The organism is Streptomyces sp. BK79 (assembly GCF_044142145.1).
Lineage (GTDB): Bacteria > Actinomycetota > Actinomycetes > Streptomycetales > Streptomycetaceae > Streptomyces.
Genome location: NZ_JBHVOC010000037.1, coordinates 12,618 through 25,657 on the forward strand (window position 1 = coordinate 12,618; position 13,040 = coordinate 25,657).

Sequence of the window (13,040 nt, forward strand, 5' to 3'; positions counted from 1 at the left end):
CGCGACGCGCTCCCCGACGATGCCACCACCCACGACGGACGGGAGCCGCAACGATGCCGCACATGACCGCCTTCGCCAGGAACCAGTGGTACGTCGCCGCCTACAGTCAGGAGGTGGGGCGCGAGTTGCTGGGGCGGACGATTCTCGGTGAACCGCTCGTGCTCTACCGCACCGAGGAGGACGGGACCCCGGTCGTCCTGCACGACCGCTGCGTGCACCGCCGCTACCCGCTGTCCGAGGCGCCGACGCGGCTCGACGGCGACCGGATCGTGTGCGGGTACCACGGGTTCACCTACGACACGACCGGCACCTGCGTGTACGTGCCGGGCCAGAAACGGGTCCCGCGCACCGCCCGCGTCGCCTCCTACCCGGTGCGCGAGCAGGACTCGCTGGTGTGGGTGTGGATCGGCGACCCGGCGCTGGCCGACCCCGAGACCATCCCGCGCGCCCGGCACCTGGACTCCCCCGGCTGGGTCACGGTCCGGGGCATGGAGCCGATCGACGCCGACTACGGGCTGCTGGTCGACAACCTCCTCGACCTCTCCCACGAGACGTACCTGCACGGCGGGTACATCGGCACCCCCGAGGTCGCCGAGACGCCGATCACCACGGAGGTGGACGAGGGCGCCGGGATCGTGCGGGTGAGCCGGCACATGGACGACGCCGAGTGCCCGCCGTTCTACGCCAGGTCGACCGGGATCGGCGGACGCATCTCGCGGTGGCAGGACATCGAGTACCACGCGCCCTGTCTGTACCTGCTGCACAGCCGGGTCGCCCCGGTCGGCGTGGTGCCGGAGGCGGACGGCGGCGACCCGGGCGGCTTCCACACCGAGATCACCTACGCCATCACGCCGTCCGGCGACGGGAAGGTGTACGACTTCTGGGCCGTCTCCCGGGACTGGGCGACGGACGACGCCGAGGTCACCGAGTTCCTGCGGAAGAACAACCACACGGTCGTCATGCAGGACGTGGACGCGCTCAACCTGCTCCAGCGCACGCTCGGCACGGAACGCACCGGTTACCAGGAGCTGAGCATCAACCTCGACACCGGTGGCCTGGCCGCCCGGCGGATCCTCGCCCGGCTGGTCGAGGAGGGCGACGGGGCCGTGGCGGGGGCGGACCGGTGAGCGGGCGCACCGGCGAGGTCTACCGGATCGACTGGCTGCCGGGCACCGACGTCCTGCACGGCACCTGCCACTGCGGCGCCGAGCACACCGCCCAGGACCCCGTCGCGATGTGGGACTGGATGCTCGGCCACCCGCGAGGACACGACCCCCGGGACGACGCCTCATGACCCTGTACGAAGCCGAACTCGTCGTCGACCGCCGGCGGACGGCGGCCGACGGCATCCTCGACCTGACCCTGCGCCATCCGCTGGGCGAGCCGCTGCCCGGCTGGGAGCCCGGCGCCCACATCGACGTGGTCCTCGGTCCCGGCCTGGAACGGCAGTACTCGCTGTGCGGCGACCCGGCCGACCGGGGGACGTGGCGGATCGCCGTTCTGCGCGAGCCGCGCGGGCGGGGTGGATCCGCGTACGTCCACGGGGAGTTGAGGTCCGGGGACAAGGTCCGGGTGCGGGGGCCGCGCAACCACTTCGGGCTGGAGCGGGCCGCCCGCTACCGGTTCGTCGCCGGGGGCATCGGCATCACCCCGATCCTGCCGATGCTGGCCGCCGCCGAGCGGGCGGGCGCCGACTGGACGCTGCTCTACGGCGGCCGGACCCGCGGCTCCATGGCGTTCACCGCGGAACTGGAGCGGTACGGCGACCGGGTCGCCCTCGCCCCCGAGGACGAGACCGGGCTGCTCGATCTGGGTCCGGTCCTGGACGACCTGCCCGAGGACACCCTCGTCTACTGCTGCGGTCCCGGTCCGCTGCTGGACGCGGTCGAGGAGCGCTGCCCGCCCGGTGTCCTGCGCATGGAGCGGTTCAGCCCGAAGGCGTCCGCGCCGGCCGGCCCGGACACCGGGTTCGACGTGGTACTCGCGCGCAGCGGGCGCACGGTCGCCGTCCCGCCGGACGTCTCCGTCCTGGACGCGGTCCGCGCGGCCGGTGCCGAGGTGCTCTACTCCTGTACGGAGGGCACCTGCGGCACCTGCGAGACCGACGTGGTGGAGGGCGAGCCGGACCACCGGGACTCGGTCCTCACCGACGAGGAACGGGCGGCCGGCGAGACCATGCTCATCTGTGTGTCCCGCTGTCGTGGCCGGCGGCTCGTGCTGGACCTGTGACCTGCTGAGCACTGATCCTGGGGTCCGCGCCCATCCGGGCGACCGCCGCCGGCAGGCGCGGCAGCAGGTCCCGGCGTACGGACTCCACGGAGTCGCGGCCGTCACTCGGGGGCCGGGACCACCCTCAGGTGGGCGGCGGTACGGCGGGGGCGCTCGGGGCGGTGCGGGGCGCGGCGCGGCTCGCGCAGGACCAGCGTCAGCCGGGTGCAGCCCAGTTCCTCCAGCGCCCTGGGGGTCTCGACGACGACCCGGCACTCGGTGGCGCCCCAGCGGGGGTCCGGGTGGTGCAGCGGCCGTACGGCGCCGTCGTGTTCCACGGCCCGGGCGCCGACGGCGCGCACCCAGTGGGGCAGGCCCTGCCGGTAGGCGGCCTCCATGATCGGGTCCTGGGCGATGTCGCGGCGGACGGCCTGGAGGGCGTGATCGTGGCCGAACCGCTCCAGGGTGGCGGCGAAGTGCGCCAGCATCGGCAGGCACCAGCTCGACTCGTGCTCGCCGAGGACCGCGGACGCGTCCGGGTGGAACAGGACGAACCGGAGGAAGTTGTCGCCGGGCATGGCCGTCGGATGCGGGCCGGCACCCCGGAAGAGTGTCCGGAAGGCGCCGTTGGAGAGCACCACGTCCCAGCGGTGGTCGACGACCAGGGAGGGGAAGGAGACGGCCTCCAGCAGCTCGGCGTAGTCCTGGAGATAGGCCTGGGCCTCGGGGGTCGCGGGCACGGGCCGCGGCGCCGGCCGCTGCCCTCCTGCCTGAAATGCCATCGGGAGGTCACCCCTCTTGCCTATGCGGCCTTCTCGCGGCGCCCCGATCCTGGTGCCCCCGCAGCGGGCGTGTCAACTATCGTGGCATTTCGTGCCTGTTGACGGCTGAAATAGGCCACAGTTGTGGCGAGACCTGGATGTGAGTTCGAGCGGCAGGTTACTCTCCGGGCAGTTCACGGCAACCGCTTGTGAGAAGCCTGTGAGGCCAGTGAGAGACGTAGAAGAGCTGTCGGTGACCGGTGGCTTCGAGGGTCCGGGGGCCACGCCGGCGGCCGCGCTGTCCGCCGTCGTCGCCCGCGTCGCCGCACTCGCCGACCGGCTCGGCGTGCCGCACGCCGAGGTTTTCGACCTCGGCCGCCTGTCCGCCGCCTCCGGCGTCCCCGAGTGCGTGGTCGGTGCCCTGCTGGGCGGGCGGCCCGCGGGTGAACCCGACGTGCAGGCCCGGTTCGTGCAGCGTCTCGACCTGCTGCGCCGCACCCGGCTGAAGCCGGGCGGCCGCAAGTACACCCAGCAGGAGATCGCCGACGGCGCCGGCATGTCCCGGCAGCAGGCGGGCGCCCTCATCAACGGCGACCGGCGGCCCACCATGGAGCACTGCGACGCGATCCAGCGCTTCTTCCGGGTGCACGCCGGCTTCCTCACCGCCGAGGACCCCGAGGCGCTCGCGGTCGCGCTCCGGCACACCGAGCAGGAACTGCTCCAGCAGCTCGCGGACCGGGAGCGGAAGGCGGCGGCCGCCGCCGACGACCCGCTGGAGCGGCTGCTCCAGGACCACGGAGTGCGCGGCATCGCCTGGCGCGCCGCCCAACTGCCCACCGACCAGCACCGCGACAAGGTCGCCGAGTGGCTGGACATGCTCCTGGAGAACGTCAAGCGGCCCGAGTCGTGAGGCCGGGTCCGGCGAGCCGGCGGTGTGCGGGGCGCGGCTCGACCGGATTGTCAGTGGTGGGCGGCAAGCTGTGCGTGTGCCTCCGCGGTGCGGGGGCGCGTGACCGCTGACGTCGTTGTGGGGAGAGCCGACCGATGACCACCACCGCCGTACTGACCGACCACGAGCGCGCCGCCGTCCAGGCCTACCTGCGCCTCCTGCACACCGTGCGGGCCGGTCTCGACACCGCGGCCGGTCCGGCCGACGCCCCCGGCCCGGCCGTGGTCCCGCCCTCCGTCCTGGCCGAGGCGGACCAGGCGCTGCGCGCCGCGGGACTGGCGGGGAACGAGGAGGAGTTCTTCCGGCTGCTGGCGAGCTGGTGCCCGCGGCCCTGAGCCCTCCTCCCCCCGCGTCCGCCGGGCCCGCGCCCTCCCGGTCAGGCGGGCGGGACCGCGACCGCCGTGGCGACCAGATGGTGCCGGGCGATCCAGCGGCCGTCGAAGTGGGTCAGGCGCCGTCCCGCCACGGTCGGTCCGGGCACCAGGAGGGTGGCGCGCAGGGTGCCCCGGCGCGGGTCGCCGGGGCTCACCGAGATCTCGATGTCGGCCTCCAGGAAGTCCAGCCACTTCCCGGTGAGGGGGAACCACGCCTTGTAGACGGACTCCTTGGCGCTGAACAGCAGCCGGTCCCAGTGGACGCCCGGGCGTTCCTCGGCCAGCAGGCGCAGCCGCCGCGCCTCGGCGGGCAGGGCCACGGCGGCGAGCACGCCGTCCGGCAGCGGGCCGTCGGGTTCGGCGTCGATCCCGAGGGAGGCCAGGTCGGTGGCGCGGGCCAGGGCGGCGGCGGCGTAGCCGTCGCAGTGGGTCATGCTGCCGACCAGCCCGGCGGGCCAGCGCGGCGCACCGCGCTCGCCGCTCAGCACCGGCTGTGCGGGCACGTCGAGTTTCTCCATGGCCCGGCGGGCGCAGGACCGGACGACGGTGAACTCCCGGCGGCGCTTGGGGACCGCCAGGGCCACCAGTTCCTCCTCCTCCGGGTAGAGGGGGAGGTGTCCGGCGTCGTCGCGGCCGTGGGCCTCCACGGTCACGACCGAGTCGGGCAGCAGCTCGTCGATCATCGGGAGGCCTCCTCACGCGCCGGCGCCGGCAGGATGCGGCGCAGCGCTCCCGGCGGGCCGGGCCGCTTGCGCCATTCGCGGGGGTAGCCCACCGACACCTCCTCGAAGCGGACACCCTCGTGCCAGGTGGTCCGCGGGATGTGCAGATGCCCGTAGACCATGGTGTCGACCCGGAACCTGCGGTGCCAGTCGGCGGTCAGGCTGGTGCCGCACCACATGGCGAACTCGGGGTACCACAGGACGTCGGTGGGGTGCCGGTCCAGCGGATAGTGGTTGACGAGGACCGTCGGCAGGTCGCCGGGCAGCGCGGCGAGCCTGCGCTCGGTCCCGGCGACCCGCGCCCGGCACCACGCCTCGCGGCTGGGGTAGGGGTCGGGCTGGAGCAGGAACTCGTCGGTGCACACGACGCCGGTGCCGTTGGCGTACTCCAGACCCTCGTCCTTGGTCGCGCATCCGTCGGGCAGGAACGAGTAGTCGTACAGGAGGAACAGCGGTGCGACGACCGCGGGGCCTCCGATCCCCTCCCACACGGGGTACGGGTCCTCGGGTGTCGTCACGCCCAGCTCCCGGCACACCTCGACGAGGTGCTCGTAGCGGGCGACGCCGCGCAGGGCGACGGGGTCCTTGGGGTGGGTCCACAGCTCGTGGTTGCCGGGGGCCCAGACCACCCGGCGGAACCGGTCCGCGAGGGTGCCGAGGGCCCAGCGGATGTCGGCGACGGTCTCCGCCACGTCGCCGGCCACCAGGAGCCAGTCGTCGTCGGAGTCGGGGCGCATCTCCTCGACCAGCGCGCGGTTCTCCGCGTAGCCGATGTGCAAGTCGCTGATGGCCCACAGCTGCCCCGGGCCACCGACCGTCGACGTCATCCCCCACCCCTTCCGGACGCGCGTTCAGAACGTCACGAGATCACATTCGAGACCCGGTCACAAGGGCGGCTCGCGCCCACCGGCCAGGGTCCCGCCGCCTCCCCGGACCGCCGTCGGCGCATCCGCGTGACGGGCTTTGCGCTCCGAGGCGGGGGACCCCCTATGATCGGCCCAACACCACCGCCACGATGCCCTCCGCGCAGGGCGGCTTGGTGTCCCTCCAAACCCCTGGCCGGGCACGGCCCCGCTTCGCCCTGCCCGCGAACCGCGAAAGGCGGCCTGCATGGTTTCTCCCGTACGCGTCTGGCTCAACCGCACGTACGCGGAGAACGTCTTCTTCATGGATCAGCTGCGGAGGAATCCCGCCGACCGGGCCGTCGAGATCCACGCCACGCACGGCGACCCGGACTCGCCCGTGCTGGCCGCCGCGGACACCGCCGACCTGGAGCCGGAAGGCCTGTCCCCGGCCGGTTACGTCGAGTACGCCCTGGACCAGTGCGCGCGGCGCGGCATCGACGTGTTCGTGCCCCGGCTGCACCAGGCCGCGATCGTGGCCCACCGCGCCGAGTTCGAGGCGGCCGGTACGGCGCTGCTCGCGCCGCCGCCGCAGGCGGTGGCCGTCTTCCAGGACAAGGTGATCGCCTACGAGGCGGTCCGGGCGATCGGCGTACCGGTGCCGCCGTGGTGGCGGGTCCGCACGGCCGGCGAACTCCTCGCGGCCGTCGAGGAGCTGGAGGCGCACGGTCACCGGGCGTGTTTCAAGCCGGCGTCCGGCGCGGGCGGCGTGGGCTTCCGGACGGTCACCCGGGACGCCTTCTCCCTCGCGCACCTGAGCGGCTTCCCCAGTCCGTCCGTGCCGCTGCACCTCGTCGTCGAGGCGCTGCGGGCGGCCGAGGAGCCCGTCGACTGGCTGGTGATGCCCCGGCTGGAGGAGCCGGAGGTCTCGGTGGACTGCCTCACCGGGACCGACGACCGGGTACGGCTGGCCGTGGGCCGCACCAAGAACGGCCGGCGCCGGGGGTTCACGCTCCACGAGCGGTGGCTGGCGCCGGCCCGGCGGATCGCCGAGGCGTTCGGGCTGCACCACCTGTCCAACGTGCAGTTCCGGATGTTCGGCGACCGGCCGGTCCTGATGGACGTCAACACCCGGCCGGCCGGGGGCCTGCACCAGCTGGCGCTGTGCGGGATCAACGTACCGTGGGCCGCCGTCCGACTGGCCCTCGGCGACGACCCGGGCGAGCTGGCGCCGCCGTTCCTGGGCCAGGACTACACGGTGGTGTCCGGTCCCCGGCCGCTGCCGCCGGTGTCCCTGCCGCCGCAGCGCGCGGACCTCCCCGCCGTTCCGGCGCCTCCCGTGCGGCGCCCCGCCGTCGCCGCGCCGGGCCCGGTGGGCGCTCCCGCGCCGGGCCACCCGGCCGCCGGGGCCACCGCGTAGGGGTTCGCGTCGCCATCACGTCCCCCCGCCCCGGCGGCTCGGGCCTCCGCCGTCCTGTCTCAGGTACGCGAGGCCCGGGTGGACCGCCGTGTAGCCGTCGACGAGGCGGTGGGCGACCGTGACGGAGTCGACGAGGGGGTGCAGGGCGAAGGCGCGGACCGCTGCCGCGCGCGAGCCCGTGCCGGCCGCCGCCAGGACCTCGCGCTCGACGGCCTTGACCGCGCAGACCAGCCCGGTGGCGTGGCCCGGCAGCGGGTCCACGGCCACCGGGTGGGCACCGTTCGCGTCGACCAGGCACGGGACCTCGACGACGGCGTCGGCGTCGAGCACCGCCAGCGTGCCGCGGTTGCGGACGTTGAGGACGAGGGTGGTGCGCTCGTCGCGGGCGACGGCCCGCATCAGCGCGAGCGCCACCTTCTCGTAGCCGCCGGACAGGTCGTCGGGCTCGCGTTCGCCCGCGCCCGCCGTCTCCCGGTTCTCGGCCATGTAGGTGGCCTCGCGTTCGGCCCGGGTACGGTCCCAGGCCGCCAGGGCCGGAGTGTCGGGGCGGCGCATCTCGTCGTAGAAGCGGGCCTGCTGGTCGCGCAGGAACGCGCCCCGGGTGCGGTCGGCCTCCTGGTAGGCGCGGACGGTCTCCCGGTTGAAGTAGTAGTAGTGCAGGTACTCGTTGGGGATCGCGCCGAGCGAGCGCAGCCACTCGGGGCCGAAGAGCCGGCCCTCCTCGAAGGAGCCGAGCAGCTCCGGGTCGGCGAGCAGCCGCGGGAGTTCGTCACGGCCGGCGACGCGCAGGCCGCGGAGCCAGCCGAGGTGGTTGAGGCCGGCGTAGTCGATGAAGGCCCGGTCCGGATCGGCGCCCAGCACGCGGGCGACGCGGCGGCCGAGGCCGACCGGCGAGTCGCAGATGCCGATGACGCGGTCGCCGAGGTGCCGGGACATGGCCTCGGTGACCAGACCGGCCGGGTTGGTGAAGTTGATGACCCAGGCGTCCGGCGCCAGCCGGGCCACGCGGCGCGCGATGTCGACGGCGACCGGGACGGTCCGCAGCCCGTAGGCGATGCCGCCCGCGCCGACCGTCTCCTGACCGAGGACGCCCTCGGCGAGCGCCACGCGTTCGTCCTGTGCCCGCCCTTCCAGGCCGCCGACCCGGATCGCGGAGAACACGAAGTCGGCGCCGCGCAGGGCCTCGTCCAGGTCGGTCGTCGCGGTCACCTCCGGCGCGTCGGACACCCCGGCCGCCTGCTCGGCCAGTACCCGGGTCACCGCCGACAGCCGGGCCGCGTCCAGGTCGTGCAGCACGACGTGCGTCACGCGTCCCTCGGCGCGGTCCCCGAGGAGCGCCCCGTACACGAGCGGCACCCGGAATCCGCCGCCGCCCAGAATCGTCAGCCTCACGCCCGCACCCTTCCGTCGCCCCGGCCCGACATCCGCCTGCCGCCTGCCGCCTGCCGCCTGCCGCCTGCCGCCTGCCGCCTGCCGCCTGCCGCCGATCATGGCACGCTCGGCCGGAGCCTCACCGCCCATGGGGCCGGGACGGGCCGGGCACCGGCCACCGGCCCCGCCGGCCCGCAGCCTCCGTCGTCGCCGTGGACGGCCGGGCACGACCCGGCGCCGGACGCCCCGGCCTCCGGCACCCGCCCCCTGTGCCGGACCCGCCGCGCACCGTACCCTCGGCCCGACACCCTGTCCCTGTCCCCGCCCTTGCCCCCGCCCCTGCCGGTCCCCTGCCCCGTACCGCAGCCCACTCCCCCGTTCACGGCCCCGAGGAGGATGCCCGGCGATGACCGCCCTGCCCCACTCCCGGCCCCGCTCGGGCGGGGGAACCCCCACCGCCGCCGACCGGCTGCTGTCCGTGCTCGCCGCGTTCGACCACGAGCACCCCGCGCTGTGCCTGACGGACATCGGCCGACGGGCCGGGCTGAGCCTGACCACCGCGCACCGGCTGGTGCGCGCGCTGACCGAGTGGGGCGCCCTGGAGCGGGACGACTCGGGCATGTACCACGTCGGGCTGCGGCTGTGGGAGATCGCGGCGCTCGCCCCGCGCGGACTGGCCCTGCGGCAGGTCGCCCTGCCGTACCTGGAGGACCTGTACGAGGCCACCCACGAGAACGTGCAGCTGGCGGTGCGGGACGGCGGGGAGGTCGTCTACATCGAGTGGCTCGCGGCGCGTTCGTCGGTCGGCGTGCACATCCGCGTCGGCGCCCGCTGGCCGCTGCACGCCACGGGGGTCGGTCTCGCGCTGCTCGCGTACGGGGAGCCCGAGTTCCAGGAGGCGTACCGCGCCGGTCCGCTCGCCGCGTTCACCCCGTACACCCTCACCGACGCCGACCGGCTGCGCCGGGTGCTGGCCGAGGTGCGGCGTACCGGGGCGGCGGTGAGTGACCGTCAGGTCACCGAGGACGCCCTGTCGGTGGCCGCCCCGGTGCTCGGCGCGGACGGCACGGTGACGGCGGCCGTCTCGGTCGTCGTGCCGCACGCCGGGGCGCGGGTGCCCACGCTCGTGCCGGCCGTGCGCCTGGCCGCGCGCGGGATCTCCCGTGCGCTGGGCTAGCGCCCCGGGGACCCGGTGCGTTGACCTAGCGCAGTTCCGCCCGGAAGGCGGCCGGCGTCTGGTCCGTGTGCTGGTGGAAGAACTTGGAGAAGTTCGCCGCGTCCGGGAAGCCGACCGCCGCGCCGACCCGGCCGATCGGCATGTCGGTGTGGGCGAGGAGGCGCTTGGCCTCCAGGACGACGCGCCTGTCGATGAAGCCCTTGGGCGTCTGGCCGGTGGCGGCGCGCACCGCGCGGACGAGGGTGCGGCGGGAGTAACCGAGCGCGTCGGCGTAGGCGCTGACGCTGTGATTGGTGGCGAAGCCCCGCTCGACGGCGTCCCGGAACAGGGTGAAGGTGGTGTCGCCCGGCGTGTCCGCCCGCCCCCGGCGCGCCTCCTGCGCGGAGCTGACCGCGAGGTGCGCGAGGCGCAGCAGGAACGCGGAGAGCGTGTGGCGCAGTACGGCGGTGTGCAGGCTCAGGGGCAGGGTGGTGGCGTCCTCGTACTCGCGCCGCAACTGCTCCAGGGCGGCCGTCAGCCCGGCGAGCCGCGCCTCGTCGGGGCGGAGCACGGGCGGCAGGTCGTAGCGGTAGAGGCCGGTCGCCTCCACGGTGGCGCGGGGCAGGAAGCCGGGCTGCATGGTCAGCACCGTTCCGCGGTACTCGCTGTCCGGCGAGAAGCGGTGGACCTGTCCGGGCCGGATCCACAGCAGCTCGCCGGCCGTCGCCTCGTACTCGGCGAAGTCGATCATGTGACGGACCGGTCCGCCGGTGAAGAGCATGACGACGTGGAAGTCGATGCGGTGCACGCGGTGCAGCGGGGCGTGCGCGTGCCAGGTGCGGCCGGCGCCCATGGGACCGACCTGCATTCCGACGCCGAGGAGGCTGAGATCGACCGGGAAGGGGAACGTTCTGATCCCGTCGCCGTCCTTCGGGCCACCGCCGCCGTCCTTCGGGCCTCCGCCGCCGTCTTGAGGTTTTTCGTCCGCCATGTCCTTCTCGTGCCGTCCCACCCGTGCGCCCGCGCGCCGGGGCATGTCCCAGTTTCACCACAGGCTGGCACACCACGACCTTCACTCTCAAAAGTCAGACTTTTAAGTTTGAACGCGTCAGACCAGTCACCCGGCTCCGATCGAGGATTTCTTGAAGATGAGCACGCACACAGTGGACAGCGCGGACCGCTTCGAATGGACCGAACTCGACCGGCGTGCCGTCGACACCGCCCGGATTCTGGCGGCCGACGCCGTGCAGAAGGTCGGCAACGGCCACCCGGGAACGGCGATGGCCCTCGCCCCGGCGGCGTACACGATCTTTCAGAAGGTGATGCGGCACGACCCCGCCGACCCGGAGTGGACCGGCCGTGACCGCTTCGTCCTCTCTCCCGGTCACACCTCGCTGACCCTCTACACCCAGCTCTACCTGTCCGGGTACGAGCTGGAGCTGGACGACCTGAAGGCATTCCGCACGCACGGCTCGAAGACGCCGGGACACCCGGAGTACGGGCACACCGCGGGCGTGGAGACGACGACCGGCCCGCTCGGGCAGGGGGTCGCCAACGCGGTGGGCATGGCGATGGCCGCCCGGTACGAGCGCGGCCTGTTCGATCCCGAGGCCCCGGCCGGCGAGTCCCCCTTCGACCACACCGTCTGGGCGATCGTCTCCGACGGCGACCTCCAGGAGGGCGTCTCCGCCGAGGCGTCGTCCCTGGCCGGCCACCAGCGGCTCGGCAACCTGGTCTTCCTCTACGACGACAACCACATCTCGATCGAGGGCGACACGGCCACCGCGTTCTCCGAGGACGTGCTGAAGCGCTACGAGGCCTACGGCTGGCACGTGCAGCGCGTCGAGCCCGCCGAGAACGGCGATGTCGACGTGCACGCCCTGTACGCGGCCCTGACGGCGGCGCAGGCCGAGACCGGCCGTCCCTCCATCATCGCCCTGCGCACGATCATCGCCTGGCCCGCCCCGAACGCCCGGAACACCGAGGCGTCCCACGGCTCGGCGCTCGGCGAGGACGAGGTCGCCGCCACCAAGCGCGTCCTCGGCTTCGACCCGGAGAAGTCCTTCGAGGTGGCCGACGACGTCCTCGCCCACACCCGCCGGGCCCTGGACCGGGGCGCCGAGGCGCACGCCGCCTGGGACAAGCGGATCGCCTCGTGGCGCGGCGACCGGCCGGAGCGCGCGGCCCTGTTCGACCGCGTGGTCGCCGGCCGGCTGCCCGACGGCTGGGAGGACGCCTTGCCGGTGTTCGAGACCGGCAAGGCGGTCGCCACCCGCGCCGCGTCCGGCAAGGTGCTCCAGGCCCTCGGCCCGGTGCTGCCGGAGCTGTGGGGCGGCTCCGCCGACCTGGCCGGCTCGAACAACACCACCATCGACAAGACCAGCTCCTTCCTCCCCGAGGGGAACCCGCTGCCGGAGGCCGACCCGTACGGCCGCACGATCCACTTCGGCATCCGCGAGTTCTCCATGGCGGCGGAGATGAACGGCATCGCCCTGCACGGCAACACCCGCGTCTACGGCGGCACCTTCCTGGTGTTCTCCGACTACATGCGCAACGCCGTGCGCATGTCGGCGCTGATGCAGCTGCCGGTGACGTACGTGTGGACGCACGACTCCGTCGGTCTCGGCGAGGACGGCCCGACCCACCAGCCGGTCGAGCACCTCGCCTCGCTGCGCGCCATCCCCGGTCTGAACGTGGTCCGCCCGGCCGACGCCAACGAGACCGCGATCGCCTGGGCCGAGATCCTCAGGCGCCACTCCACCCACCCCGCCCCGCACGGCCTCGCCCTCACCCGCCAGGGCGTACCGACGTACGCGCCGAACCCCGACGCGGCACGCGGCGGCTACGTGCTCGCCGAGGCCTCCACCGGCGCCCCGGACGTCGTCCTGATCGCCACCGGCTCCGAGGTGCAGCTCGCCGTGGCCGCGCGGGAGGCCCTGGAGGCGGAGGGCACGCCCACGCGGGTGGTGTCGATGCCGTCCGTGGAGTGGTTCGAGGAGCAGACCCGTGAGTACCGGGAGAGCGTGCTGCCGCCGTCCGTGCGGGCCCGGGTGGCCGTGGAGGCGGGCATCGGCCTGACCTGGCACCGGTACGTGGGGGACGCGGGCCGCATCGTCTCCCTGGAGCACTTCGGCGCCTCCGCCGACGCCAAGACCCTGTTCACCGAGTTCGGCCTCACCGCCGAGCACGTGGCCGCCGCCGCCAGGGAGTCCCTGGCCGCCGCCCGCGGCTGAGCCG

The 13,040-nt window shown here is 74.1% G+C and carries 13 protein-coding genes; 8 read left to right on the top strand and 5 right to left on the bottom strand.

From position 1 onward, the window contains the following. Positions 1-53: 53 nt before the first annotated feature. The 3 genes from ACFIF2_RS33545 to ACFIF2_RS33555 are packed head-to-tail and all read left to right on the top strand — an operon-like array spanning position 54 to position 2,229. Positions 54-1,127 (top strand): Rieske 2Fe-2S domain-containing protein, encoded by a 1,074-nt coding sequence (locus tag ACFIF2_RS33545; RefSeq protein ID WP_395577058.1) that lies wholly within the window; start codon positions 54-56, stop codon positions 1,125-1,127. Next, a complete protein-coding gene (locus tag ACFIF2_RS33550) occupies positions 1,124-1,294 on the top strand; it encodes a hypothetical protein (RefSeq protein ID WP_395577059.1) in 171 nt (56 codons plus the stop codon). Before ACFIF2_RS33545 ends, ACFIF2_RS33550 begins: the two co-directional genes overlap by 4 nt. Further along, on the top strand, positions 1,291-2,229 hold the full coding sequence (locus ACFIF2_RS33555) for a PDR/VanB family oxidoreductase (protein WP_395577060.1): 939 nt from the start codon (positions 1,291-1,293) through the stop codon (positions 2,227-2,229). Before ACFIF2_RS33550 ends, ACFIF2_RS33555 begins: the two co-directional genes overlap by 4 nt. A 101-nt stretch (positions 2,230-2,330) precedes the next feature. Here ACFIF2_RS33555 and ACFIF2_RS33560 read toward each other — a convergent pair whose 3' ends face one another. Further along, positions 2,331-2,990, bottom strand: coding sequence for a hypothetical protein (locus tag ACFIF2_RS33560; protein WP_395577061.1), 660 nt, complete (start codon positions 2,988-2,990; stop codon positions 2,331-2,333). A 232-nt stretch (positions 2,991-3,222) separates the two neighbouring features. On the opposite strand from ACFIF2_RS33560, the gene ACFIF2_RS33565 reads away from it, so the two are divergent. Beyond that, complete coding sequence (locus ACFIF2_RS33565) at positions 3,223-3,879, top strand: helix-turn-helix domain-containing protein (protein WP_395577093.1); 657 nt, start codon at positions 3,223-3,225, stop codon at positions 3,877-3,879. A gap of 134 nt (positions 3,880-4,013) precedes the next feature. Beyond that, positions 4,014-4,253, top strand: a complete 240-nt coding sequence (locus ACFIF2_RS33570) for a hypothetical protein (RefSeq protein WP_395577062.1) — start codon at positions 4,014-4,016, stop codon at positions 4,251-4,253. A 41-nt stretch (positions 4,254-4,294) separates the two neighbouring features. Here the strand turns inward: ACFIF2_RS33570 and ACFIF2_RS33575 are convergent, their stop codons facing one another. Both ACFIF2_RS33575 and ACFIF2_RS33580 read right to left on the bottom strand, forming a co-directional pair. After that, a complete protein-coding gene (locus tag ACFIF2_RS33575) occupies positions 4,295-4,975 on the bottom strand; it encodes a 4'-phosphopantetheinyl transferase (RefSeq protein WP_395577063.1) in 681 nt (226 codons plus the stop codon). Next, the gene (locus tag ACFIF2_RS33580; RefSeq protein ID WP_395577064.1) at positions 4,972-5,841 is read right to left on the bottom strand and encodes a metallophosphoesterase family protein; all 870 of its coding nucleotides are present in this window, start codon (positions 5,839-5,841) and stop codon (positions 4,972-4,974) included. Before ACFIF2_RS33580 ends, ACFIF2_RS33575 begins: the two co-directional genes overlap by 4 nt. Positions 5,842-6,124: 283 nt before the next feature. Between ACFIF2_RS33580 and ACFIF2_RS33585 the strand changes: the two genes are divergently transcribed. Next, positions 6,125-7,276, top strand: coding sequence for an ATP-grasp domain-containing protein (locus tag ACFIF2_RS33585; RefSeq protein WP_395577065.1), 1,152 nt, complete (start codon positions 6,125-6,127; stop codon positions 7,274-7,276). A gap of 15 nt (positions 7,277-7,291) precedes the next feature. On the opposite strand, the gene ACFIF2_RS33590 is transcribed toward ACFIF2_RS33585, so the two are convergent. Next, entirely contained in the window at positions 7,292-8,668 is a 1,377-nt protein-coding gene (locus ACFIF2_RS33590) for a 6-phospho-beta-glucosidase (RefSeq protein WP_395577066.1), read from the bottom strand. Between the two features lie 385 nt (positions 8,669-9,053). Here ACFIF2_RS33590 and ACFIF2_RS33595 point away from each other — a divergent pair, with 385 nt between their 5' ends. Next, entirely contained in the window at positions 9,054-9,824 is a 771-nt protein-coding gene (locus ACFIF2_RS33595; protein WP_395577067.1) for an IclR family transcriptional regulator, read from the top strand. 25 nt (positions 9,825-9,849) lie between these two features. Here the strand turns inward: ACFIF2_RS33595 and ACFIF2_RS33600 are convergent, their stop codons facing one another. Continuing rightward, positions 9,850-10,794: an AraC family transcriptional regulator gene (locus tag ACFIF2_RS33600; protein WP_395577068.1), complete on the bottom strand. Its 945-nt coding sequence runs from the start codon at positions 10,792-10,794 to the stop codon at positions 9,850-9,852. Positions 10,795-10,951: 157 nt separating this feature from the next. Between ACFIF2_RS33600 and tkt the strand changes: the two genes are divergently transcribed. Further along, a complete protein-coding gene (gene tkt, locus ACFIF2_RS33605) occupies positions 10,952-13,036 on the top strand; it encodes a transketolase (protein ID WP_395577069.1) in 2,085 nt (694 codons plus the stop codon). Positions 13,037-13,040: the final 4 nt, after the last annotated feature.